Genomic DNA, 25324 nt, shown 5'->3' on the forward strand with positions numbered 1-25324 from the left:
CCTTGTCGGAGTCCCCCACCCTCATCACAAGCCGGGCTCCAGGTCCAGAAATCGGCGCATGGAGCTCGTTGCCTTCGTCCGCCTACCGCCTCGCCCTCTGCGCCTGCTGCCGCGTCCAGCTTCGCCTCTGCCGTCGCTGCGATCGCGGCCAGCGCCTCTGCCTCGACTGCCGCCCGCTCCGGCGTCGTGAGTCGCTCCGCCGCGCCGGCGCCGCCTATCGGACCCGGCTTCGCGCTCGCCGCCTCCATGCCGCTCGCCAGGCCCGGTACCGCGAGCGGCAGCGGGACAAGTTCTCGGCGCAGAAAGTGAGTATCCGTTCTGTAGACCCCATCCTCGCGAGGTGCGTGCCGCCGCCGTAGATTCGCGACGCGATGCCAGAGCAAGAGCGGCCTGCGACGAAGGGAGGCTGGGCGCAGCAGCGAGCGGGGGACGCGGCGGTCGACGCCGACATCGCCGCCCGAGTGCAGGTCGCCCGCAGCCGCACGGCGGCGAAGCCGCGTGCCGCCGATGCCTCTGCCGAGCCCGAGTCGTCGACGCGGCGCCGGCGGCCACGCGCCGGCCGAGCGAGGGCCGAAGAGGCGGCACCAGCGCGTCAACGCCGGCGAGCCGCGAGTCTGGCGGCCGGCAACGGTGCGTCCGTGCCCGCGGCAGCGGATGGCGAGGCCGAGCAGCGATCAGCTCGGGGCTGCGGCCGGCGCCCGAGACCACGGACTGGCCGCGAGCCGTTGCCGAGTGTCAGCGTTCTCGAGGGTCTGCTTCCAGGACTTGGGAGCGAGCTCGATGACCCGCTCGTGAGGCCAGGTTGGCAGCAGGATCAGCACATCGCGCAAGTAAGCCCAGGGCTCGATGCCGTGCAGCGCACAGGAGGCGATGAGCGACACGATGGTGGTGTTCCACTCGGCGCCGTCCTGGCTGCCCACGAAGAGCCAGTTCTTCCTGCCCACGGCTTCACGGCGGAGCTCGAGCTCGCTCCGGTTGTTGTCCAGGCGGAGCTGACCATCCTCGAGGAAGCGAGTGAGTGCGACCCATTGGTTGAGCGCGTAGCCGATGGCGCCGGCGATGGGGCTCCTCGGCAGGACGAGCAGGTCCTCTGTCTCAAGCCAGGCGCGGAAGGCCACGAGCACGGGCTCGGCATCCGTCCGGCGCTGCTCGGTTCGACGGTTCGGAGACAGCTTCTTGGTCGCCTTGTCGATCGCGTAGAGCTTGCGGATGAAGCCGATGGCTACCGTCGCGCGGTCTCGGTCGGAGGTCATCGCCTCGAAGAACTTCCGCCGGCAATGGGCCCAGCAACCGACCTCGGTCACCTTTTCGGTGCGGAAGAGCTGCTCGTAGACGCTCGAGGCGTCGGCCTGAACATAGCCCTTGTAGCCGCGAAGGAACTCTTTGGGGCCATCCTGGTTGTGATGGGGCGTGAACCGGAACAGGACGTGATCCCGGTCCGCCACCAGGACCCAGAAGTGGCCCCGCCGGCACTTCTCCTTTGCTTGCACGAGCACGCCGGTGGCGTCGATGGCGATGCAGTGCGCATTCAGGGCGTCCTTGGCCATCGCCCCGACGAGGATCGCGAGCTGGTCGGCGCACGACTCGACCCAGCCGCACAGCGTCGAGCGCGACAGGTGAACGCCCCAGCGCTCGAACATCTTCTCCAGCCGGTTGAGCGGCAAGTGATCCGCGTACTTGCTCACCAGCACGTGCGCGAGCAACCCCGGACCGGCGAGGCTGCGCGGGATGGGGCTGTCGGGGACGTCCGCAATCGTGATACCTTGCTCGGGCTCACCCTTGACCGCGAACTTCGGCCTCACGATCTGCAGCCGCACGAAGCTCGCGGGCCGCCACTCCAGCGTCTCCGACACCTCCTCGCCGATACGGACAAGCGTGGTTGCGCGTTCATCCTGCGCCTCCGGCGGCAACAGCTCGATCCGCTCGACAGGCAGATGCTCGGGCAGGCGCTGCCGCCCGTGCGGGCGGGCCTGGCGCTTCTTGTCCCCGCCTCCGGAGGAGCCGTTCGGCGCCGCGCCATCATGGCCGTCCGGCGAGCTGGTCGCGCCCGCGTCCGGCTGCGCACCGGCGCCCGCGAGCATCTGCACGATCGCGTCGAAGGCGAGCTGCATCTGCGCTGGGTCGACGTGCTCGGCCTTCTGGCCGAAGATGTGCCGGCGAAGCCGCTCCAGCTCGATGCTGGCGAGCTCGTAGAGCTTGCGGTACTCGTCCCGTTCGTGGGAAGCGCGCGCAAGCTTGTCCTTGAGCTCACGAATCTGCTCCTCGAGCGGCTTGCTCACGGCGCCGTAAGTACTCGTGAGCTCATGTTTTTTGAAGAGGATTGTTGAGGAAAATTACTACCTCTCACGGGAATGCAGCTATCGATGCACCCCGGAAGCATGCAGAGCTCTCGGGTAGGATCAGGGCGCTGGAGGCGGTGCAGCCTCGGCGAGCCGGACCTCTCGCCGCAGCTTCGAGGGCGAAAGCGCGATGCCTTCAAGGATCTTCGCGAGCTCGGCGGCGTCGATGACGACGCTCGTGCCGCCCGGTGTGATCGCGCGCGGGACTCGGAACGTTCCGCGCTCTAGCCTTTTGTAAAGCAGGCAATACCCGCTGCGGTCCCACCACAGGGCCTTGCAGCGGTCGGCTGCCCGGTTGAAGAAGAGGAACAGCGCGCCGGAGAGGGGATCCTGCCGCAGCACCTCGCGCACGACGGCGGCAAGGCCATCGAACGACCGGCGCAGGTCGAGCGGCTCGGTGGCAACGTAGATCGAGACACGGCCCGGGATCATCGCGCACCCCCGAGCGCACGAACGACGCGCGCCAGCGTGGCCTCGTCGAACGACGGCGGGACACGGACGACCGCACCGTCCGGCAAGACGATCTCCAGCGGTGCGCTCGACGAGGGCGCCGTAGCTCCTGCCGGGGCGACCACCACGGGCAGCAGCGCCGGCAGCGTCGCCCCCTCCGAGCGCTGCCGGTGCTCGCTCCGCTTCATGCCCAGCCGGCGGCTCCAGGAGTAGAGCGTGCCGGCGTTGACCCCCTCCTGCTCTGCGAACACGCGGGCGGAGTGCCCGCTCTTGTGCCAGCGCGCCACACGGTCGCGCCAGGTGCGTGTGCTCTCGTCCATCGATACCTCCGGTGCGGTTTTCTACGCAGCCCGGAGGCTCGAAGACAGTATGGGGACCGCCGAACGCATACAATGGGGCGGCGGATCGTGTGTGTAGCCCTTCGTTCGAGGGGCTTCAGAATAAAGGTGAACTCGCGGAAAATCTATTCGTACGTTGGGCGCTACGCCGGCATCGCGCGGGCCTCCGGACGCATCTCTCGGACGCATCTCTCTGGTCCTCGCTGCCGCTCCAGCTACTCCCATGGCCATCCCTCTCTGCGAGGCCAGCGGAGATACCGTCCCGTGTCAAGACGGGGCATGCTGCTCCCGTGCCTCCGGCAGGGATGCCTCCCGCCGGGGGAGGGCCACCCGGCCGCCGTGTTCCCGGCGAGCGGCTCCTGGGTCGTTCCGCTGTGGGTGTACGCAGGGGCAAGCCTGCCGCAGGCATGCCTGCCGCAGCCACGCGTGATTCATGCTGAGCTTGGGTGAAGGCGGCGTGTTCATTTGTCGGATACTTCGTATCCCGCACGCTTGAGATCATTAATCAAGGCGTCTACGTAGTCCGGTCTTTCAACGAAGGGAATGAGTTGTAATAATTCGATTCCTGTGGAGGTTAGTGCGTAGTGATCCATCATGCCTGGCCCCTTGAGCCTAAGGTATAGTTCCCTGTTGCCATATAACATTCGGTACCGCCGTCCAGCGTCGAGCGACCACATGCCATGTGCATGTAAGATCCTAGCTTCGCATAGCCTATCGAGGCCCTGGGCCATGCTGGTGGTGGAATGACCAAATAGAATCACTTTCGCATTTGATTCTATGCACCCTGTGACGGACTTGAATAGGTTCGCTTCGTCGGTGGACAGATTTCTGAGGATGTCGAGGGTTCGTAGTGAGAACCGCCTTGGTCTCGCTACCTCACCGGCGAGCAGCTTTCCCCAGATTTTCTGCATGTCTTCGTTGGAAATATCCTTTACCCACTCAAAGAATCGCGCGATCCAGTCGTCGTCAACGGCCTCGTCCTGCCCTTCGGGTGGTAGCTCACTGAACGCTATGTTGACAACACGCTCGATGTTGAGTTGTCGTTTTGCTTCCTGATATCTGAGCCTTGCCTCCGATCTGGTTGCTAGGGGGCGTGCTGGAACGACGTCTGTTTCCAATATTTCTCCAATGGTGACAGGGATTTCTTCCTCGTTATCGGGCGTGCAGATCGAAGCGGCGTGGGCTTTGGGTGATAGTGATGCTTTGAGCTCTTCCAGCTCTTGGTTGCCTTTGAGCTGTAGCGCGCGAAGGCTGGATTCGCCGCGTGCCTGAATAAGCTTAATGTCCTGCTCGGCTTGGGCTAGCCGCTTCATCTGCCATGGCGCGGCGACGGCTCCGATGCCCTTTTCGACTGCCTCGATGAATCGCTTGATAATTGGTATGCTGGCTACGTACGGTATGCTACTTCCAACGCCTGTGGCGAGTGTGGTTATTTGTTCTGTGTCAACCATGGGTTTGCTCCCGAAGTTTAAAGATAGATTCTGCTGGAAAGGTGGGCTTCGCACAGGTGGAGGGAGGCATCTCTCTGGCTCTCGCTTCCACGTCAGCTACCCCCATAGCTCCCTCGATCTGTAAGGCCAGCGGAGATACCGTCCCGTGTCGAGACGGGGCTGCCTCCGGTGCCTCTGCCTCCGGCAGGGAGGGCGCCCGCCGCGCGGTCTTGCGCGACCTTGCTGGCATGGGCGCCGCCCGCCTCACAGGGAGTCGTCTCGAGTATCCAAGCCATGGCCGTTACTGGCAGCTGAGTAGTGTCGGCACGAAGATATCCGCCCCTCTGTGCCAACGTCGGGTGAGACAGGCTCCCCCTGGAAATCTGTGGTGAGAGGGCGGAGAATGGACCTGACCCGTGCCGAAGCCTTCCCATCTCCGATCCGTCGATCCTACCCCCGCCCCAGCGGCGCAGGGCGCTGCTCCCCGCCCGAGTGGCGTCGCCGTCGAGACCCTGCCGAAGCCGGGCAAGAGGCGGAAGTTCTCGGCGGCTGAGAAGCTGCGCATCGTTCGCGCGGCGGCCGCGTGCACCGAGCGCGGGGACATCGAGGCGCTGCTGCGCCGCGAGGGCATCTACAGCTCCCTCCTGGCGGCGTGGCGCAAGCAGCTCGCCCTTCACGGCAGCGAGGCTCTCGCGGGGCGCAAGCCCGGCCGCAAGCCGAAGCACGACGCGAAGGACCGGCGCATCGCCGAGCTTGAGAAGCGCTCGGCGCGGCTCGAGGAGAAGCTCGCGCTCGCTGAGAAGCTCATCGACCTCCAAAAAAAAGTCTCTGCCATTCTGGGTGTCAATCTCACGACCGACGAAGAGCGCTGATGGACGTCATCGAGGAGCTCGATGACCCGCACGTCCCCATCGCCCAGGCGTGTGCGGCGCTCGGCGTCAGCCGCGCCACGCTTTACCGGCAGACCCAGCCCGCGAAGCCGCCCGCGCTGACCGGGCCCGCTCCGAGCCCACGCCGGCTCAGCGACCCCGAACGGCAAGCCGTGCTCGACGTGCTGCACAGCGAGGAGTTCGTCGACCAGCCCCCGCCAGAGGTCTATGCGACGCTGCTGTCGCGCGGCGTCTATCTCGCCTCCATCCGCACGATGTACCGCCTGCTCGCGGCGTCCGGCGAGAGCGGCGAGCGACGCGCGCAGCGTGGGCCGATGAAGCATGCCAAGCCGACGCTCACCGCCACGGCTCCCAACCAGATCTGGACGTGGGACATCACCAAGCTGCGCGGGCCGCTGCCCGGGGTCTTCTACTGCCTGTACGTCGTCCTCGACCTGTTCAGTCGCATGACCGTCGGCTGGCTGCTCGCCGAGCGCGAGAGCGCAGAGCTCGCCGAGCACCTGTTCGCGGAGACCGTCGCCCGCCACGACGTCGAGCCCGGCTCGCTCACGGTGCACGCCGACCGCGGCTCCGCGATGAGGTCGGAGGGGCTCGCCCAGCTCCTCGGCTCGCTCGGCGTCGTTCGTAGCTTCAGCAGGCCTCACGTCAGCGACGACAACGCCTTCTCCGAGTCGCAGTTCAAGACGCTCAAGTACCAGCCCGACTATCCGGACCGCTTTGCCTCGCTGGCTCACGCACGAGCGTGGTGCCAGGAGTTCTTCACCTGGGATAACGACCTTCATCAGCATTCTGGACTTGCGCTCTTCACACCTGCTGATGTATTCTATGGCCGAGTCGAAGATGTCGCGGCTCGGCGCCAGGTCGCCCTGGACACGGCCTACGCCGCGCATCCGGAACGCTTCCCAAACGGGCCGCCCGTCGTGCGCAGGCCGCCCGCTTCGGTAGTCATCAACCCGCTGTCCGTCGACGACGCCGCCTCCGAGGCCGCGGCGCCGACGCACACGGCCACCACCCGCGCCGCGCCCGAATCTGGCGTCACGCACACCGCCGTGCCGCAGCCGCCCCGACCGGACGCTGCCCAGAGCCGGAACGCGCTCCTCAGCGCCATGCCCTCATAGGATTCTCGTCCGGCCTGTCTCAAACCTGTTGGCATTCTCCGCCGCGCTCGCTGCTGGTTGGCAGATCGTTCCAGTAGGGCAGTCCCCTCCACCGTGACACGCGATCTGCTGGAATGACTCGGAACACTCGGATGCTGCTGTACACTCGGCGCTACCGAAGAATGCGGCACCGACACCGATGCAACATGTCTCGCCATCGGAACAATCCTCTGGTCCATCGCACTTCATGTAGACGCCGTGACCGTTTGTTGGGTCCAGGCATGTGTCTACCTCTTCGGCGCAACTCTCCGATAGGGGGCAGCAGATCTGGTCGCACGTGACGGCGCCACAAGCAATGGCTACTCTGGCTTGTGTGTCTGAGGAAGTCGTGTCTTCCCCGGTCCCGCCGCACCCGATCAGGAAGAGGGCGAGGCCAGGGCCGAGTCCGTGTAGGGATGTGCGGCGTAACATGCGGCCATGATACCTGGCGCAGAGGTCTGACGGGCGATCTTGGCGGCCAGTTCGGTGTCTGGTCCGTTGTGGACGGAATAACATGACGCCCATCCGCTCGGTGCCGCTAGCCTGGCCGCGGTTGCTGGTCCAGCGTCGCTGCTGGTCCGGGCATCGCAACTCGGACCCGGGGGTGGCCCCGCCGGCCTGGTGTCAGCTGGTCGCCCGTCGTGGAGCGCCGTGCCCTCCCGTACCCTCTCGTCCCCCGCAGCGCCCGTCCCTGGTGGTCTCGCCCACATCCAGCTAGGCGGCAAACCATCCCCGCCGAACTTTGTCAGGTCACACGCAGGTCACACGCCAAAAAAAGACACGGCTCTCGCCGTGTCTTCTGAGTGGAGGCGCCGGGAATCGAACCCGGATCTGAACCGATGACCAGCATGCGCGAGAGACACGGCAGACGCCGCGTCGGACGCGTCGGAGCGGTGTCAGAGGCCATCGAGGGCTCGATTCCTCCCGTGCCCTCTCGTGCCCTCTCGTGGCGTCTCGTGCCCTGACGTCGGGGCACACGGAGGTCACACGGCGTGCTGAACCCGGCGGGCTGCCTGTAACCCGGGCCAGAGTCACCGGTCGATCCGCTGCGGACGTAGCGAGCCAGCGAGTAGACGAGATGCCGCCGAACTCGCTGCTGCGCGCCTCGATCACTCACGCGGCCGGTCGCGGTCGCGCTCCGGCTCCCATGTGCAAGGACCGCATGGACGTAAGGTAGTCCAGGTCACCTGTTGACGCCGCCTCTCCGCTGGGAGATCTCGGTGCGCTCATGCGGACCGGGAGGAAGACATGGAAGGTGGGTTGAACGCGAAGGTGGGCGCACTCGTGCTATGCGGCGGGGTCGTCGCGGTGCTCGCGTCGGCGTGCGACCTGTCCTACACCTGCAACACGGTGGCGCCAGGAGGTGGGGATGATGAGATTCCGACAGAATCCGTAGGGGCGGGAGATTTTCCAAGCAACGGCGCGGATGACGAGCCGGAAGACGAAGAAGTGGGCAGCGCACAGCTTGAGATGGCAGGGTCCTGCTCGCCAAGCAAAACATGCCAAGACATGTTCGATGACTGTGAAGACATCGGCGGAAGGTGCATCAAGGGGTACCCGGGATGCGATGTGTTCGGCAGTAGCCCATGCAAGAGCTGCTACGATGCCTGCCTCCGTGATTTGGCATACCCGCCCGCTTGCAAATGTAGATCGTGTGGATTCCGATGATAGATGACGCAGCAAATGGCGCAGTTTATGTTGCCATAGGCGGAATTGCTCAGTCAGCTCTCAGGGGGTACGTATCTCCCGTCGTGGTCGAAGACGACAATTTGCTGCTCGGTCCATCGAGCGCGGCCCCGAGGCGGCATCGTGCCGTACGGAAGCAGTATTGGGGAGCACAGCCATCTGCAAAGCTCAACGAGGAGCTAGCTCGTTCAGATGGTCCTCCCCTCTGCGTAGTGCTTCCACCGACGCTCCGCGGGTTACTGAGCTTCGGCCGGATCTGTGCTTCTTGCATTGAGCGAAAGCGTCCAGTGTTCGCGATCGCTCTTGGACCAGACATCGCTGTGGCGCCCACGCGGGGGTATGATCCAACCGAAGATATTATTTTTGATGTTGCGGACGCTCTGCGACAAAGGCCACCTGTGGCTCGGTGCTCATCGCTTGAAACTGCGCTTGTCGCCACGGTCTGGAAAATGTGGTGTCGCCGTTCGCCTGTTGCCCTGTCTAGATTTTGCGCTTCTGCCAGCTCGCTCCATCCGCAGCTAGCGAATCTCGGTTGCTATCACGCCGGATGGTTCCCTAGGCAGATTGGTTCTAATATTTTGCTTTCCCGCTTTGATGAGCTTCTTCTGAGGCAGCTCTCCAATGAGTGGACCACATCGTCCAAAGTGTTTCTTGGTGCGATGAGCGCAAGATCGGGTTTGCATGAGTGGCTCTCGCACGTTGGTGATTTGTATGTCCCAAAGCGGCTGCTGGAGTGGTGCTGGCATGGCCAAGGACGCATCATCGAGTGTCAGGAGCACCCGGAGAAACCGTCTGAATTGAGCAGATGGTCATTCCGATGGCGTCCGGGGGGCGAGGCGATCCTTGATGCGCTGCCGAGCCTGCGTGACGCGCCGCCGGTGGCCATCGGAGGTGCCATGGCGTACGATCCCGATCGCGGCTGGGTATGTCGCGTTGGCGCGGGGGGCACACCTTTTCTGAGTCGACTCGCTACAGCATCGACGGGCGCCCAGCGGGTTTAATACGAGCCCTGCCAGGTAAACCCCGATCGTCGCAGCGAGTCGCCCCGGCGTTCACCGGCGCCTCGCCGGCCGAGGATGGCCGGATCGCCGGGCTGCGCCTCGGCCAGCGCCGCCGTACCGAAAAGCGCCGGGTGGCTGGCTCTTGGGGCGGCGCCGAGGAAGGCTCTGCTGGCTGGTCCTCCCCCGTGTCAGGCTTGGGCGCCTTGTTGTCCCAATCCCTAACTGCCCCTGCCCCTCAGACCACGATCCACGTCGCGCCGTCGCTGATCAGCCGGAAGGTGGGGTCCCCGTCCCGCGCGACCTGCTCCCCCGTGCTGGCGAGGACCGCGATTGCCTCCTCCTCCCGGTGAGCTCCGCTCGATGACGATCGGCGTCCCCTCGGGCGGAGTGCGCCGCCCGACCCGGACCCGCCGCCCGTCGCGGGCTCGTTCCCGTCGGCCTCACCGGCCTCGCCCCTCCCTCCGGTGCGGCCCCGCAGGGGGAGGCCCCGCAGGGGGAGGCCCCGTGCTCATGAGGGGGGCGGCCCCTCGTAGGAGCCGACGACGAGCCAGCCGGCGCCGTCGCTCATCAGCCGGAGGCACGCCCACGGGCCGCTGTGGCTGAACGTGGGAGCGCCCTCGACGCTCTGCCCTGGCCCCGCGGCGAGCGTGAGCGTCCTGCTCCCTCCGACGACCTCCTTGATCAGGATCGCCGCACCGACGTTCCCCAGGGCCGACGGGAGCGTGATGGTCACCGGGTCGTTCAGGTTGATTTTGACGAGCTCGCCCGGCCGGGCCGTGTAGGTGCTGGTCACGATGGGGCTGACCTGCCAGATCCCCGGGATGAACACGTCGGTCCGGTTCTCGGCGGGGTTGTCGGTGCAGACCGCGCCGACGAAGTTGAGCGCCGGCCGCTCTGGTAGCTCGACGCCCGCAGCGAGGATGCGGCGGACGCCGAAGAACAGCGTGTCGATCCAGCGAGCAGGGCCTGCTCGATCGGCTCGAGCGCACGCGGCGACGGCGAGCTACGACAGCGCCTCGCTCAGCGGAGCACCTTCCGTAGCTGCCTTCTCCCGCGATGCAGCCGACCGTTCGTTGTGCTTGGATTCCCACCAAGCTTCGCGACGATCTCCTTGGCGGTGTAGCCCAAGGCGGTACCCGTGAGCACGTCACGCAACTCGGGCCCGAGCCACTCCAGACGACGAAGAGCCAGCCGAGCCTCCACCTGCCCAAAGGGCGACGGCGCGTAGCTCGGGGGCATGGGAGCCGTACATGCCGCATGCTCCTTGTGCAACCGACACATCCGCTCCCGGTAATGGTACACGTGGTGCCAAGTAACAGCGAACAGCCAGCACTGTAAGGCTTTCTTCAGCGACACGTCTTGCGAGGGCCGAAATCGTCCAGCTTCCACGCTGCGCCAGGAGGACAGGAAGATCTCCTGCATGACATCGGGCTGATCGCGAGCGGGCACGGCAAGCTGGCGCAACACCGCATGGATCATCCGCGAGTGCCGTAGGATGACCTCGAACCGGACGTGCACTGCCGGGAGCGCATCAATCTCGACTCGACGCGACGGGCGCCTATGCTCCGCCACGGCTTCCTTGCGTCTCATGGACGTGCTCATTCTCCTGGCCCGTCGCAGAGCGGATCTCGGCCGGGCGTCGCTCAAGAACGCCGCCGTCTCCACCGCTGGCTACCTGCCGCTGGGCCGCCGACGATTCAGCGAAGTTGCAGCATCAGCGCCTCGCGCTCCGAGGCGAGCTGACCCCGAGGGAACTCCATGGCGTGTATGTCCAGCAGGCGTCGCGCCTCGACGTCTGCCCTGGCGTTGCGAGCCTCGATGGCCTTGCGGGCCCGATGGATCAGATCCCTCTCGCGCGCGCTGGCCGTCGGGCGTGCGGCGCTGGCCGGACGCGATGCACCAGGAGCCGTCGAAGCGGATGATGCCGGCTTCCCGTTCATCACGACCGCTGGAGGCACGTCCCGTGGTTCGCCGGGCGGTGCGATGCTCTGCTCCCGGGGCGCGGTCGCGGCGATTGCTGGATGCACCTCGCGCTGCTCGGTGGGCGGTGCGATGCTCTGCCCCAGGAGCGCGGATCCATGCGCGTGGACCGCCGTCGGCCGCAACGACGAATGCGTGCCGGATGAGGGCGGCGGCGCCACGACGACGGCCCCGGTGAGCACAACGAACGCCCCCTGCACGAAAATCTTCACCCCGACCTTGCGTAGGGTGTCCGTCCACCCTTCGTGGGGGTACAGGCCGAGCGCCACCGGAACGCAGGCCTCTTCCTCCCAGCCGCGCGAGCGCTGCTGGGCCATCCAGCGCCGCTTCGCGGCCTCCAAGTGTTCGAGGGCCCGGCGGTGCTGGGTCTTCACGGTCTCCAGCTTGAGCCCTCGCTCGGCGGCGATCTCGGCGAGCGGCGTCTCTTCGAGCTGGTGCCGGATCAACAGGTCGCGGTACTTGGGGTCGACCTGATCGATCAGGTACCAGGTGAGCGCTTCCCGCTGCCGCCTCCGGACCGGATCTTCCGGGCTGAAATACTCGTCCCGAAGGTCGCGATCGTCGAACGACGTCAAGACCTCTCCCCGACGGCGCGCGTTGCGGGTGTGGTTCCGCGCCTGGTTGAGGGCGATCGTGACGGAGTACGGGGTCGGATCCCCGCCCGGCTCGATCCGCTCCCGCGCCTCCCATCCGCGCAAGAGCGCATCCTGCGCGATGTCCTCGGCGTTCCGCTCGGGGACGCCGAAGCGCCTCGCCAGGCGCCGGAGGAGCTGGAAGCGAGGGGGGGTTCTTGCTGGCGTGTCCACAGCTGGTAGCACCCCTGAGCCTTCCGGAAGGGTTCAGGAAAACGCACGGCGGGACAACTTTTGTGGGACAATGTAGTGTGATGGCCCACGCGTGCGTGACCATCCTCGCCGGGGGAGCAGACCAATGGCATTGCGCCTCCGAGCCGATCTTTCTCGCGGAAAAGGTCCTAATTCAGCAAGTCGCCCTCGGTTGACATCGCGCGCCCGGCGTAAGTACGGTGCCCCCATGCGTTTCGGTGCGCCTTCCTTGCTGTTCTGCGTAATGCTCGGCGCTGCAGCTGTCTATACGAGCCCGGCCTGCGCCGAGGACATCTACTCGACGCTCGAACGAAGCAACGGGTCGACGGTGAAGGACCATGTTCGCCGTGCGCAGAAGGCTCGCGACGCGGGGCGGTGGATCGAGGCGCACGCGGCTTACAAGGCAGCTTTCGAGACGGCTGACCCGGCATCGAGCACGGAAAAGGAGCGCGCGGAGATCGCCGGAGAACTCGGCCTCTGCGAGCTCGCGCTGCGCAGGTACCGTGATGCGATCGAGCATCTGGCGTGGAGCCTCGAGCAGCGCGACGCGCTCCCCCTCGCACTGCAGCTCCGGTTCGAGGCCGGGCAACGCAAGGCAGCGCCTTACGTCGGGACGCTCTACCTGTCGGTTGACCCGCCGGATGCAGAAGTGCTCATCGACGGCAAGTCGATCGGCAGTCCTGCGCGGACCTACAGGCTGTTCCTGGATCCCGGTCAGCACATGGTGCGGGCTCGGTTGGCGGGCCACGAGGAGGCGTTCGCGTCGTTCGATGCGCAGGCCGGGAAGCCGACGACCATCTCGCTGCAGGTGCCACGCGCCGCGCCGCCGGCAGCCGTTCCGGCGAAGGACGCTGCGACGGTGACGCGGGAGCCGAAGCGGTCCGCGCGAGGAGCGCAGGCCTCAGCCGCCCCGACGTCCTCCACCGCGTCGAAGCTGCGCATCGCTGGCGCGGTCCTGGCAGGGGCGACCATGGCAGCCGGCGGTGGGCTCCTGATCTGGAGCGCTTATACGGAGGAAGAGCTCCACAACCGAGCCACCGCGCTACGTGGTGCAGATAAGGACGCGAGCCGATGTGCCCGCCCGAACGCACCGCGCACGTGCTCGGAGCTGCGCGACCTGCAAGAGAAGCGGGATCTCCTGAAGACAGCTGGATGGGTGACCCTTGCGTCCGGCGGCGTGATCGGTGTGCTGACGCTCGCGTCTCTGCTCGTGGGGCGGCCGTCGTCGCCTAGCGATGGGGTGCGCATCGTGCCCACCGTGAACGGGCAGCGAGCTGGGCTGATGATGATCGGTGCGTGGTGACGAACGTGGAGCTCGGGGACATGAGTACCTCATCGAAAGGTCGACGCAGAAGGGTTACCTTGGTGCCCATCGCGCTCGGATGTGGAATCGTCGCGGTAGTGTGCGGGTGTTCCTCCGGCCCCACGGTACCCGTCTGCGACGATGATCCCACGGTGAGGCCTCCGGAAGACGGTTGTGGTATTTTCGTTAGCGCAAGCCTCGGAAACGACGCGAATGCAGGAACGCGCGCGGAGCCGCTGAAGACATTGCGCAAGGCCATCGAGCTCGCGGAGACGAGCAGCCACCCGCACCATATCTACGCGTGCGCGGAAACCTTCAATGAGAGCATCTGGTTCTACGATACGAGCATCTGGGGCGGGTTTGACTGCACGAACGGCTGGAAGTCCCTCGGTGCCGATGCCAAGACCGTCATCGCCCCGGAGCGACCCGTTCGAGAAGTGGTGACGTTTGGAGGGCGAGAAATCACGCTCGCGAACCTGCGGATCGTGGCGCCCGATGGCAACGAGGTGGACCGAACAGAAGCGTGCTCGATCGGAATCGTCGCCGTGCGCGACGAGGCCCAGCTCAAGCTCGTGGCGAGCGAAGTCATTACAGGACAGGGCGCGAAGCCGGGCGGCAACTCGATTGGGATCTATCTCTCCGCGGGGAGCGAGATCGAGGTGATCGACAGCCTCATCGTCACAGGCGACGGAGCCGACGGTGAGCCCGGAGCTCCGGCGGAGGGCACACCGGCGGTCGACGGGCGGCCTGGAAACCCGGGAGCCGACGCGTGCACGGTTGATGATGTGGTCGCAACCCCAGCGGTCACAACGGAGTGTGATGACGGAACCTCGGTCAGCGGCCATGGCGGCTCTGGGCTGCCCGATGACGGCTTCAGCGGAGGTGATGGAAGGCCGCTGCCCGACCCGAATCCAACGGCCGCCGGTATTGGAGGCGTCGGTCAGCAGGGAAGCGCGGCGTGCACCGACGGTCAGCGCGGACTCAACGGTGCCGCGGGGGTGCACGGCCAAGGAGCAAGGCGTCCTGGCGTTGTCGGATGGGTCCGTACGCTAGGCAAAGGGCAGGATGGAACGCTCGGACGGCCGGGTCAGGGGGGCGGCGGTGGTGGCGGCTCGCGCGGCGGTGCGACGGCCTGTGGTGCCGGGCCGATCGGGGGAGCGTTCGGCGGCTCGGGCGGTTCCGGCGGCTGCGGCGGCAAGCAGGGAGCGGGGGGGTTCGCTGGAGGAGCGAGCATCGGCATCGTTACAAGAGGTTCGAAGGTCACCGTCCGCGGATCGACTCTTCAGACCGGCCGCGGGGGGCGGGGCGGCGCGGGAGGAGCGGGTTTGCCAGGGGGGAGGGGAGCTCCCGGCGGCGAGGGAGGTGGAGGCGTGCCCGGCGCGCTCCCGGGGTGCCGCGGAGGCGACGGCGGCATCGGGGGGCCCGGTGGTGGCGGAGGCGGTGGGCTCGGTGGTCATTCGGTGGGCATCGCGTATCTGGAGACTGCGGAGGTCACGCGCGAGGACGTCCAGGCGACGTTTCTCCTTGGAACGGCTGGGAAGGGAGGGCCCGGCGGCGACCCGAACTCCACGGAGAGCAAGGGGGACAATGGCGTGGCGGCCGAGTTTCTGCCGTTTGCGGCCATCGATCCGAACGATCCAGACTCCAATGAGCTGCAGTAGGGGGCGCCATGTGGGAAGAGAGGACGAGAAGGGGAACCGGCCTCCGTGCGCTCGGCGCTCGGTCTTCGCTGTTCGGAGCCGCGCTGTTTGGCGGGATCGCGGCGATCGGATGCGGTGGCGGCAATGGCGGCCGAGGCGGTGGCGGACACGGTGGACACTCGCTCGCTGTGGCACACACCATCGATCGGGGTCCCGAAATCGACCCCGACGCGTCGATTCACGTCGGGATTCCTGGTGACGGCGGAGGCGTTGGCGAGCTGCACGCGAGCCCGGGCAAGCCAGGCACCGCAGCGCTCTCGATGGGCTTCCAAGATTAGGAGAGCAGCATCCGGCGCGCACCGTGCGTTGGGCCATCCGCCGCTGATCGTGAGAGTGCCCTCTCTGAGGGTTTTCTTGACGGCGACCTGGACGCGGCGATCCCCGCGGACGGACGCAGCCTGGACACCGCCGGTCCTGCGCACGGATGCGTGCGGCGCGCTCCGGTACATTTCAAATGCCCATGTGCAGGAGGTAAAGCTTGCTGCCGCCGCGCTCGATGCGCCGACAGAGCAGCACCAGCGAGCGCAACCGCGAGATGACATCATCTCGACGATATCTGCGTGTTAGCCGCCGACCAGTTCCGGCCTTGCCGACGACTTCGGACCACGGGCCATACAGGCGGAGTACCGGAGGTGAGCAGGAGAAGAGTCGCACCCAGGACTGAAAGATCCGTCGCGTGGTCGCTGCGCCAACGTTCGTAATGACCATCGGGCCGTAGAGATTCAGCCCGGAGCCGCGCCGCTTCCGCGCAGGGTTCAGTGAGGGAATCCACTCGAGAGTGTCGATTATATAGCGGAGAAGATCGTCATGGATCTGGATTTCGCCGGGACGGCCAGCGAAGTCTCTGTACTCCGCAATTGGGTGCTCCGCGCGATCCAACAGGAAGAAGTCGTGTTCCAATTCTGCCATGTCGGAGCATAGGGAACGATAGAATGTTCGCCGGTGTCAAGTGCGATGTAGAGCGCGTGGCGTGAGCCCGCGGGCACGCCCTCACCGCGTTCAGGTACCCGCTGGACCGGAGCCTTATAGTAGGCGCTCGTCCTGGGCATCAAGACGGTCACCCCGGAGCGTGACCGCAGTGCTCCTCAAGCTCGCCGTGGGCGCATCGAGCCATCAGATGTTGCGAGACCGAGGCGGATTCACTCCGAGGCGCCCCGCTTCGAAAGGCGCGCATGATGGCGCCAGTACATCTCCTGCCACCTTGCGTATTCTACAGGGCTTTTGCGGAGCCGCTCCTTCCAAGCCGCATCGACTGCTGAGCGCATCTCGCCGGAACCCAGCCCGTGCCGGCGGAAGATCATCTCGGCCGCGTCAGGAAACAGAGCCAGTTCGGCGCAAAGCGCGGCGTACTGGGAGAGCGGCAGGATCGTCTCCAGCGGCTCCCGAAGGGTAGCCGGATTCGTGCTTCCGGCCCTGCTCGACGCTGTGGAGTTCTGGGAGGCTGCATCGGTGACGGGCGCTGCCGCGCGCGCGCCCTGCTTCAACAGCTCACGGGGGATCTCGAGGTTCAGCGACGTCTCGCCGAGCTCAGACGGAGCCCGCGGAGCAGGTCTCAACGCTACCGGAGTGCCGGCAGGCCGTGCGGGCTGCGCGCTCGCGAAGGGAAGCACCGGGCCTCGCGGGGGCCCGTGCGCCGGTGACGTCTCCGCGACCTCCCAGGGCGCGCGCGGCGGTAGCGGCCGGGTGATCGGAGCGGACGGCGGAGGAGACCCCGACGCGCCGGTCGCGAACGGGAGGGCAGGACCGCGCGGGACGTCGGGGAGCGGCGCGGTCTCCGCGATCACGGCGGGAGGGCGCTTCTCGGCGAGCCCGCCGGATTGAGGGAACGGCAGCGCTGGCCCCCGCGGAATGTCGGGCAGGGGAGCTGTGCCTGTGAGCGACTCCGCGGCGCGTGGAGGCTTCGGTTCTACCCTCACGGTCGCGATCTCGCCGCGCACGGGCGCGAAGGGCACCGCGGCGCTGCGGGGGACATCGAGCAGGGGGCCCGCGCCCGATGGCACCCCCGCGATCACAACGGGCGCCATGGGCTCGGCGATCACCTCGCGGGCGGGCGGCGCGGACGGGGCGGCGATAGGCGTAGGCGAGAGCCCGACGTAACCGGAGTCGCGCGCACGGGCGAGGAGCATCTCAAGGCGACGCGCGTGGTGCGCGTGGAGCCGCTTGAAGTCCTTCGCCAGCGCCGCATCACCAGCCAGTGCCGCTTGCCACCGTCGATCGAGCGTGGCGTGCGCCTCCTTATCCGTCAGACCGTGGCGCCGGAGGACCCGCTCGTGATGCTCGGGCAGCGCGTCGAGCTCGGCGCACAGCGCGGCGTACTCGGCCAGGCCCAGCTGTGGCTCGCCGTGCGGCACCGCCGCGGTGAGCTCGTCTGCGGGCCCCGTCGTCCGTCCCAGCGCCTGCGCGACCCTCGATGGCCGCAGTACCCGGGGGCCGATCCGGAGCGGCCCCAGCCTCCCGGGCTTCGTGCGCCGCTCTGCGATGATCTCGCCGACCTTCGCGTCCTTCTCGGCGCGTCTCGCCCACCGGCGGCGGAGCCGCGCGACGTCGTTCATGCCCAGGTCCTGCTCCTGCAGCAGCTCGAACGGGGCCGGATGCGCCTCGAAGGCCGCAAGGAAGCTCGCCCAGGCGGTCGGGTCCTCCGCGAGCGGCTCGACCTGTCGCTCCAGCCAGTCCTCCGCCTGCGCTAGCTCTCGTTCGTATGTCGCGAGCAGCTTCGGCTCTGCGGCCAGCCGCTGCTTCCAGACGAGATCGGCCCGCGCCCACCTACGCGGCATCAGCCCCTCGACTGCGAGCACGTCCGCGAGCGGGAACCCCTCCGCCACCGCGGCCCTGACGGCCGCATACTGCGCCAGCGAGATCCCTTCACGCGCTTCCTGCGCCCCCGCCGCGGGCTTCGTCGCTGCCGTCATTCCCTTGGCTCCTAGTCGCCGACCAGCACGGTCCCCGCCGAGATCACGCTCCCGTTCGGCGCGTCGGCCGGGTCGTTGCAGGTCAGCGCCGGATCGCCCAGGTGCGCGGCGGGCTTGTTGTTGATGAGCACCGTCTTGCTGCCCGCCTGGACGCGGGCCTGGTTCGACGGCGGCCGCTGGAACGTGCCTCCCGCGGGGACGTGCGCGGGGGCGTTCGCTGCGGTGCTCCCCTGGATCGCCGCGGGCTTGCCGTCGACGAGGACGTTCGCGCTCAGGTCGCCGGACAGGTCTCCGCTGAACGGCATCGGCGTCGGTGTGGGCACCGGCCCGCCCGGCGACGGGAGCATCACCACGTGCGTGTCGATACCGATGACCCTATCGCCTTGCTTCGCGACGGGTTTGCCTGACATGATCCGAGCCTACGCCCGGCGTGCCCGCCAGACCATGGCTTGCACCGCGAGCGAGCAAGCGCGCTCGAACGTCCCTGCGCGGCGACGACGCCTCTTGCGCCGCGCGCCGGCTCCGCAGCATCCTGCTCATGTGCGACGCCGCGCATCCTTGCCCTCCTCCGTCCTCAACCTCCTCCTGGGGCTCTGCGTATGCACTGCGCCGGTCGCATGCACTCCCTCGAACCCCGCCCCGAACGCAGGATCGATCGGAGCTCCGACCGCGCAGGGGCCAGCCTTGCCACCGAAGACCTCACCGCCGGCCGCGGCGCAGCCGCCCGCCTCGCCGGTGCCGCCGCAGCACGCTCCGGTCCCCGAGGTGGAGCTCGCCGTCTCGCTCGCTGCCGAGGCGAAGATCGCCGAGCCCGGCTGCCCATGCCCCGCCGCGGTAGGCTTCCACCGCCTGGGCCAGAAACTCCTCTTCCAGGCTGAGCGGCGTTACGCCGAGCTCGATGGCCGGCGCCTCGTACTGCGCCCAGAGACCACCCGCGGCCTACCTGCACAGGGATTCACCGCGATGACCCTCTTCGGCGACTGGCCGGCGTCGGCCTGGGCTCAGCTGCGCGACGACGATTCCTGGGACAGCGGGCACACGCAGGGCGCGCTGTACCGATGGGAGAAGGATCGCTGGCGCCGCGTGAGGGCGACGGAGGCCGACGAACAGTATGGCCCCTGGTACCGCGGCGACGGTTCGATCGGAGCGATCGTCCATGCCTTCGACGGCGGCTACAGCTCCCAGAGCGTGGTCGTGTCCCTGAACCCGCAGAGCAAGGCCCCGGTCCCCCAACTCGCTCGCCGCGCGGATGGCGGCCAGCGTCTACTCGTGCTTGCGTCCGCCTCGCTTCCCACCGGGCACCTCTTCGTGCTCGGAAACGATTCGCAGATCCCTCGCCGGGACATCCCCTGCGTCGAGCGTTTCAACCCCGGTGCCGAAACGGGCACGCTGGAAGCGCTCCCGCTGCCGCAGCAGCCTCCTCCGCGGCTCGAATGGCGGAGTCTCGCCGCACGCTCGCCGAGCGACGTGTATGTGGCAGGTGTCCTGGCCGATCCACCCGAGCATATGGGCCCAACGGTCTCGTATCTCGTCCACTTCGATGGGACGACCTGGAGCCTGCTCGATGTACCTCCGGGCCTCTGGGGCCCAGAGATCAGCGTCGGTGAGGACGGAACGCTCTGGATCCTAAACGACACATCGGACGCCAACCCTGCGCCTCCCCGCACGTTTACCTCGCAGCTCCTCCGGCGCGCGCCATCCGGGGAGTGGGCCCAGGTACGGCTCCGGGCGCCCTCGGGGCCTGTTGGAGCCGACGTGATCCTCAGCCATGTCTACGTACAGGGCAGCGTCGCCTGGTTCGTGGGGTTCACGAAAACGCAGAGGGATCGCGTGCTCGTCTGGACGACATCTCCGGTGGCCGCGACCCTGACGATTCCCCCTTGAGTCAGGCGTAGTCTTTGAACAGCGCTGGGAGAACGGGGTTGCTCGGAGCGATCGTTTCTCTCGGCGGGAGCATGTCAACGAAGCGTTGTAGATTGAGAGGGAACGCGCCCGCAGGCTCGACTTCCTGGTACGACACGGCCTTCGTCGTCGAGCCGGGCTCGTTGCCTCGGGTCTTGGTGAACGTCCGCTGCACCTGCTTGACCTTACCGTCTGCGAGCGAGCCGATGATCAGGTAGCGCGCGCGGTGGAGCGGCGTCCCGAACTCGTCGACCTTCGTCGTACGCGGTGCGGCCATCACCGCCGACGCGACACGCGCCGCCTTCTTCTTCTCCTCCGACGCATCCGCGCCGACGTAGGCATCAAGCGGCACATAGAAGACCCAGAATGCGTGTACATCCCTCGTTCCAGGCAGGCTCCGGAGCGACCAGAAGTAGCTCGCGATGGTGAAGTTCCGGTCCTCCGTGTCGCCCCACATGCGGAGCAGCCGGCTCACGAACAGGAGCCCATCGGGCGGGTTCTTGGGATCGATGGGGCTCGGGAACGTGGCGCCGCGCGTGGTGAGCACCAGCCGCGTGAAGCCAATCGGCCGCGTTCTTCGGATCCGCGCGACGGCGCCGGCCAGATCCGCGGGCGGCCTGGGAATACCCATCCCGATGTAGTGTTTCGTCGTGACATTGTTCCAGAGGGGATCATCGTAAGAACCCTTGCCTGCGAAATCCGTCATGATGAACGGGACGGGACCGCTAACGCGCTCCTTGTGCTTCAGCCCGCCCGTGTCGAAGAATTGCGCTTGCTTCTGGGCTTTGTCGACGCGGAGCACGAACGCGATATGCGACCCCTCGCGCTGCACGTTCGCCTTTTTCTCGTGTTCGGATATGGGCTTCGGCTTGAACACGTAGATGCTTCCGGGAGTCAGACCGGCATCGATGGCCTTGGCGAGGTCCCTCTTCTCCTCGTCCCTGAACCATTTTCCTCCGTTCTTGAACACGCCCATGGCTGACGAGTCGTCGCAGGAGAATCCTGTGCCGGCCACGTCGCTCATGGTGTACCCGCGCGCGAGTACGCCGAAGCTCACGTTGTGCTGGCAGGCGGCCGTGAAAGACACGATGGGCGAGGCCGCCGGATCGGAGAAGGGCTTGTAGAAGATCGTGTCCTTGTTGGGATGCCCGTAACTTGCGGCGGCGCCGTTGTAGGGCTGCCCGAGCAGCAGCTCCGTAATCGCTCGCGCCCACTGTTCGTCTGGGTCGCTCTCTTTCCACTTCGTTGTGTCCCAGAGGCCCATTGCGGCCCCTTTTTTCCAGACAATATCGAGCCTGCCTTCGAGGCGCTTGGCGATGAGCGCCAGGGTGGCATCGATGCTTGTATCGGTCCCCGTGTCGCCAGGGTCGACAGCGTTCAGCGCGACGGACAGGCGTGGTGGCGCGAGCACGCCGAGGCCGGAGGCGTGGTTCTCGGCGCCGGGCTGCGCGTTCACCGCCTGCGGCGCGTCCTCGTCTGGAGGAGGCGGTGCCGGTTCGGCGGCAGCTGTACCGCCAGCGTCCGCTGCTGCTGTTGCGGGTTCGGGCGGTTCCATCGTGAGGGAGAAGGTCACGGTCACGTCGTCCGCGTCTTCCAGATCCTCGCCCGTGGGCTCTGATGGTATGTAGGTGCCGGCCGGTGATTCGAGCACGTCCGGCAGCAGTCGGAAGATCTGCTTGAAGGAGTTCGTGCCGACGAACGGGTTGTTCCAGTCGACCTCGAACATGGCTTCGGCCCCCTCCATTTCGAACACCGCCCATCCTTCGGTGCCCGTGAAGGCGCCTGCCGTGCTCGAGGTCCATTTCCCGCTGCCTCCGGGGGGAATACGGTTCGGGATCGGCGTGTCCAGGCTGCCGTGGAGGAGCTTGCTCGTCGACAGCCGCAAAGGGCACGTCGTCTTGTTGACAACGATGCAGGTGACGCTGCGCGTGAGGAACGCCATATCTCTCCCTCAGGTCCCGTGGATCTCCACGAGCTTCGCCCGTGTGGCTGCGTCGGCTCTTCCGGTGGACTCCAGCCCGTGGTCCTGCTGGAAGTCGCGCAGCGCGCGGGCGAGATCCCCCGTTATTTCGGTCTGGCTCCGGCCCCAGTAGTAGCCGAGGTTTCGCAGGCGACTCTCGACCCCTGGAACCGAATCGGGGGCCGCCAGCTCGCCTAGCGCGATGACGTAGCGCCTCGTCTTGCCCGTCGGGCGTGGCTCGATCCAGAGCGTCACCTCCGCGGTCCGTGCCTCAGCCGGCAGATCGGCCTCGAGCACACCGTCGCCGTCGGTCTTGCCCTCCAACTTCACCCCCAGGGACTTGAGAACATAGTCCTTGTGCGCGTAGGGCGTCATGCTCACGTCGGTGAGCTTGAGCTTGAGATGCTGTAGACTCGGCTTCCCGTCCTCGCCCGTCACGTCGTCCGGGTCGAGCGGCCCGCAGTTGAGCTTCACCAGCTTGCCGTTGATGTGCGCGTCCTTGTCGAGCTCGACGCTGGACTCGGACGCGTAAATCCGGACCGTCTCGGCGACCACCTCGGCCTCCTTGTCCAGCCGGAGACGCGGGCCGTCGCCCTGCACGCTCACCGATTCGATACCGGCGATGGAGACCTTGGGCGCCTTCAGCGTGATGCCCTTGGGGGTGAGCTCGATCCGGCTCTCGCCCGCGGACAGCACGAGCCCTCCTTCACCTCGCAGCCGCAGCACGCTCGCGCTGCCGACCGCATAGTCTCCCCACGAGAACGCCTCGACCGTCCGTGGGTCCTCCTCGGTCCCGACCTCGAGGCTGAAGCTCCCTTGCACGCGCAGGTTCGCCTCGCCTTCGACCGTCTGCAGCGAGCTGCCTTTCACCGTGTGGGTGTCGATGCCGTACACGACGACACTTCGACCTCCGCCGACCTCCTCGCGCTGCGTGCCGGCGACCTGATCGACCCGACTGCCGAGGGTGACGACCCGCCGATCGCCGGAGGTGACCTGGGTCTGGCTCCCGGAGACCGTCTCCTGCCGGCTCCCGCCGACAACGATGGCCTGCTGGCCGGTCACGTTGAGGCGGTGATCGTTGGCGACGACCTCCTCGAGGTCGCGCGCTGCCCGCAGGAGGACGCGCTCTGCGCCCGAGCGATCATCGAACGAGAGCTCGTTGGTCCCGCCCGCGCCGGGCGAGCTCTGGGTCCGTAGGCCGCTCTTGAGCTTCTCTGCCGGGAGCGGGAACGGCGGCGGGTGCGTCGCGTTGTACAGGCACCCGAGCACCACCGGGCAGTCGGTGTCCCCACCGAGGAAGCCGACCAGCACCTCCATGCCCACGCGCGGGATGAACTGCGAGCCGAACGACGCGCCCGCCCAGCTCTGCGCGACGCGGAGCCAGGCCGAGCTTCTCTCGTTGCGCTGTCCCTCCAGGTCCCAGTGGAACTGCACCTTGACGCGTGCGTGCTCGTCGGTGTGCACCTCGTGTCCGGCCGGCCCGGTGACGATCGCCGTCTCCAGGACCTGCTTCGGCTTGCGCGCCGGTGCACGTGGCCGGAGCAGCGCCGTCGCCGGGAGGCACTCGAAGCGGTTGCGGTAGGCGCGCTCGGCGGGCTGTCCGGACAGCTCGGGGGTGTGGCCCTCGTGGACGACACGGGTGACCGCGTAGGCACCCTCGAGGCCGGGAGAGGCCTCGGCGTGGAGATCGAAGCGGCGCCCCGGTGCGAGCGCGCGCACCCAGCTCTCGCCGCGGCCGACGACGGAGCGGCGCTGGACCTGTTCCAGGAAGACGCGGGCACGCTCGGGCGTGACCTCGGGCGTGTCGTAGTCGGCGTGATGCTGGTAGACATCGAGCGGCGGCGGGTTGCCAGCAGCTTTGCCGGCCTTCTCGCTGAGGACCAGGTTGGGCCGGCGGAAGTCGTAGTCCCTGAGATGCACGGCACTCGGCTTGAGCGCGCGCTGCAGGCTGAAGGAGACGATCTCGAGGCCGGTCTGGGCGAGGCCTGCCTCCGGACGGAGGACGAGGGCGGCAGGCACCTCGCCGCCGAAGGTCGCGGCGTAGTGCGCGGGGTCGTCGAGGAAGATCACGGGCGCGCGGGCCACGGCTGCAGCGGTGCTGTCCGGCGCGTCCGCGAAGCACAGGGCGATGCCCTCTTCGGCGGCGAGCCGCCGCACGAAGGCGAGATCGCTCTCGCGGTACTGCACGCAGTAGCTCCGGACCGCGTACGTCCGCGAGAGGCGGAGCTCTACCGGGAGGGAGGCTGCGGCGAGCACGTGCTGGAGGATCTGCGGCACGCTCTCGTCCTGGAAGATGCGGCTGGTCGCCCGGCGGCGGAGCAGCGCGAGCGGGGGCACGAGGCGGAGGTGCCACATCGGGCCGGCTCGCGGGGTGAAGGCCGCCTCCGCGCGCACCTGATCGACGAGGGCCTCGATGCGGCGTTCGGCGCCGCGACCGTCGCGCAGGATGAAGATGGCGAGGCGGCCGAGCAGCTCGGCGTCGCGGCCATCGAGCTCGGGGGCGGCCTGCACGACGAGCTGGAACGAGAACAGCTCGGAGAGCGCCTCACGTCCTCGGAAGGATACGACGCGCAGGTCCGCGGGCGCGAACGGCGCGGTGTGGAGCTCGAAGAGATCGCTGATCACGGGCGCAATCTAACAGGAGCCGCAAGGCTGTGTGCAAGGAGCACGGTCACCGCGTCATGTAGGGGCCTGCGTTGCGGTGCATGCGAGGACGGCGCCTACGCCTCGCGCCACCCCGTGGGGGTCGGTGCGGTCACGCGGCCTCCCGTTGCCGGGGGCACGTCGGCTGGATCGCGCCTGCGAGGACGATGAAGGTATCCTTCAGCTCGTCCGGTAGCATCGGACGGCTCGCCTCGACCTGCGCCCACACGCGCGCGTGATCGACATCGTGCTGTTCCTCAGGGCCCGTAAGGCAGAGCAGTAGAGCCCTTGACCTCGCAAGGCCGAACTGGCGGAGCGCAGTGCCCGCCAAGTCGACTGGCGTAGGCGGCGTCCACCGGACCGAGCTGTAGAAAAGTGTCAACGGCTGAACACATTTCGCTACAGCGCGTTTGCGAACGCGTCCGGCCACACGAGCCGGACCCCGAGAGCCTGACACATGTCGGCCCAGCTCGGATCCCGCGGCTCCCGCTCCGTCACAAGGACGGGTGCGACTGTCCTCCGGCCGGCCCCGAGAAGATGGCCGTACCGAAGCACTTGGCCGAGCCCGAGCCTGAGCTGCCGTTCCTCGTTCGCGTCCGTAATGCTTTTGACCTCGGCCACGAAGGTCGTGGTACCCACCTCCCAGGCGAGGTCGTACTCCGGCTCGCTCAGGGATGGTGAACGTGGCTCGAGACCGTGCTTCCGAAGGAAGTCTGCAAGGACATTTTGCGTTTTCGCATGCCCATGATTGCCGCGTGTTGATGATCTCGGTAACCCGCGGGAATTCGGTGAAGTTCACCGGTGAAATCCGCAGCCGGTGCCGATGGAGACCA

At 67.2% G+C, this 25324-nt stretch carries 15 protein-coding genes and 1 pseudogene; 4 read left to right on the top strand and 12 right to left on the bottom strand.

From position 1 onward, the window contains the following. Positions 1 to 674: 674 nt before the first annotated feature. From tnpC to WMF31_RS00900, 4 genes are all read right to left on the bottom strand, one after another. Positions 675 to 2279: an IS66 family transposase gene (gene tnpC, locus WMF31_RS00885; RefSeq protein ID WP_436600135.1), complete on the bottom strand. Its 1605-nt coding sequence runs from the start codon at positions 2277 to 2279 to the stop codon at positions 675 to 677. A 120-nt stretch (positions 2280 to 2399) separates the two neighbouring features. After that, complete coding sequence (tnpB, locus tag WMF31_RS00890; RefSeq protein WP_436600136.1) at positions 2400 to 2771, bottom strand: IS66 family insertion sequence element accessory protein TnpB; 372 nt, start codon at positions 2769 to 2771, stop codon at positions 2400 to 2402. Continuing rightward, complete coding sequence (gene tnpA, locus WMF31_RS00895) at positions 2768 to 3109, bottom strand: IS66 family insertion sequence element accessory protein TnpA (protein WP_436600137.1); 342 nt, start codon at positions 3107 to 3109, stop codon at positions 2768 to 2770. The genes tnpB and tnpA overlap by 4 nt, the downstream gene beginning before the upstream one ends. Positions 3110 to 3588: 479 nt before the next feature. Next, positions 3589 to 4578 (bottom strand): DUF2806 domain-containing protein, encoded by a 990-nt coding sequence (locus tag WMF31_RS00900; RefSeq protein ID WP_436600138.1) that lies wholly within the window; start codon positions 4576 to 4578, stop codon positions 3589 to 3591. A 485-nt stretch (positions 4579 to 5063) separates the two neighbouring features. On the opposite strand from WMF31_RS00900, the pseudogene WMF31_RS00905 reads away from it, so the two are divergent. Beyond that, a pseudogene (locus tag WMF31_RS00905) lies at positions 5064 to 6403 on the top strand (IS3 family transposase); the annotation flags it as partial. 3375 nt (positions 6404 to 9778) lie between these two features. Here WMF31_RS00905 and WMF31_RS00910 read toward each other — a convergent pair. The 3 genes from WMF31_RS00910 to WMF31_RS00920 all read right to left on the bottom strand — a co-directional run bounded on the left by WMF31_RS00910 (position 9779) and on the right by WMF31_RS00920 (position 12068). Next, positions 9779 to 10099, bottom strand: a complete 321-nt coding sequence (locus WMF31_RS00910) for a hypothetical protein (RefSeq protein ID WP_436600139.1) — start codon at positions 10097 to 10099, stop codon at positions 9779 to 9781. A 191-nt stretch (positions 10100 to 10290) separates the two neighbouring features. Further along, complete coding sequence (locus WMF31_RS00915; protein ID WP_436600140.1) at positions 10291 to 10860, bottom strand: RNA polymerase sigma factor; 570 nt, start codon at positions 10858 to 10860, stop codon at positions 10291 to 10293. A 107-nt stretch (positions 10861 to 10967) separates the two neighbouring features. Continuing rightward, on the bottom strand, positions 10968 to 12068 hold the full coding sequence (locus WMF31_RS00920) for a sigma-70 family RNA polymerase sigma factor (protein ID WP_436600141.1): 1101 nt from the start codon (positions 12066 to 12068) through the stop codon (positions 10968 to 10970). A gap of 214 nt (positions 12069 to 12282) precedes the next feature. Between WMF31_RS00920 and WMF31_RS00925 the strand changes: the two genes are divergently transcribed. Further along, positions 12283 to 13377, top strand: coding sequence for a PEGA domain-containing protein (locus WMF31_RS00925; protein ID WP_436600142.1), 1095 nt, complete (start codon positions 12283 to 12285; stop codon positions 13375 to 13377). A 152-nt stretch (positions 13378 to 13529) separates the two neighbouring features. Then, the gene (locus WMF31_RS00930; RefSeq protein WP_436600143.1) at positions 13530 to 15038 is read left to right on the top strand and encodes a hypothetical protein; all 1509 of its coding nucleotides are present in this window, start codon (positions 13530 to 13532) and stop codon (positions 15036 to 15038) included. A 489-nt stretch (positions 15039 to 15527) separates the two neighbouring features. Here WMF31_RS00930 and WMF31_RS00935 read toward each other — a convergent pair whose 3' ends face one another. The 3 genes from WMF31_RS00935 to WMF31_RS00945 all read right to left on the bottom strand — a co-directional run bounded on the left by WMF31_RS00935 (position 15528) and on the right by WMF31_RS00945 (position 18396). Then, positions 15528 to 15986, bottom strand: a complete 459-nt coding sequence (locus WMF31_RS00935) for a hypothetical protein (RefSeq protein WP_436600144.1) — start codon at positions 15984 to 15986, stop codon at positions 15528 to 15530. A 230-nt stretch (positions 15987 to 16216) separates the two neighbouring features. Continuing rightward, positions 16217 to 17986 (bottom strand): hypothetical protein, encoded by a 1770-nt coding sequence (locus tag WMF31_RS00940; RefSeq protein ID WP_436600145.1) that lies wholly within the window; start codon positions 17984 to 17986, stop codon positions 16217 to 16219. Between the two features lie 11 nt (positions 17987 to 17997). Beyond that, the gene (locus WMF31_RS00945) at positions 17998 to 18396 is read right to left on the bottom strand and encodes a PAAR domain-containing protein (RefSeq protein WP_436600146.1); all 399 of its coding nucleotides are present in this window, start codon (positions 18394 to 18396) and stop codon (positions 17998 to 18000) included. 355 nt (positions 18397 to 18751) lie between these two features. Between WMF31_RS00945 and WMF31_RS00950 the strand changes: the two genes are divergently transcribed. Continuing rightward, positions 18752 to 19870 carry a hypothetical protein gene (locus WMF31_RS00950; RefSeq protein ID WP_436600147.1) on the top strand — a complete coding sequence of 373 codons (1119 nt, stop codon included), beginning with the start codon at positions 18752 to 18754 and terminating at the stop codon, positions 19868 to 19870. Between the two features lies 1 nt (position 19871). Here the strand turns inward: WMF31_RS00950 and WMF31_RS00955 are convergent, their stop codons facing one another. Continuing rightward, positions 19872 to 21830 (bottom strand): hypothetical protein, encoded by a 1959-nt coding sequence (locus WMF31_RS00955; protein WP_436600148.1) that lies wholly within the window; start codon positions 21828 to 21830, stop codon positions 19872 to 19874. 9 nt (positions 21831 to 21839) lie between these two features. Then, a complete protein-coding gene (gene tssI, locus WMF31_RS00960; protein ID WP_436600149.1) occupies positions 21840 to 24473 on the bottom strand; it encodes a type VI secretion system tip protein TssI/VgrG in 2634 nt (877 codons plus the stop codon). Between the last annotated feature and the right edge of the window lie 851 nt (positions 24474 to 25324).

This window comes from Sorangium sp. So ce1036, from assembly GCF_051369805.1.
GTDB lineage: Bacteria > Myxococcota_A > Polyangia > Polyangiales > Polyangiaceae > Sorangium > Sorangium cellulosum_F.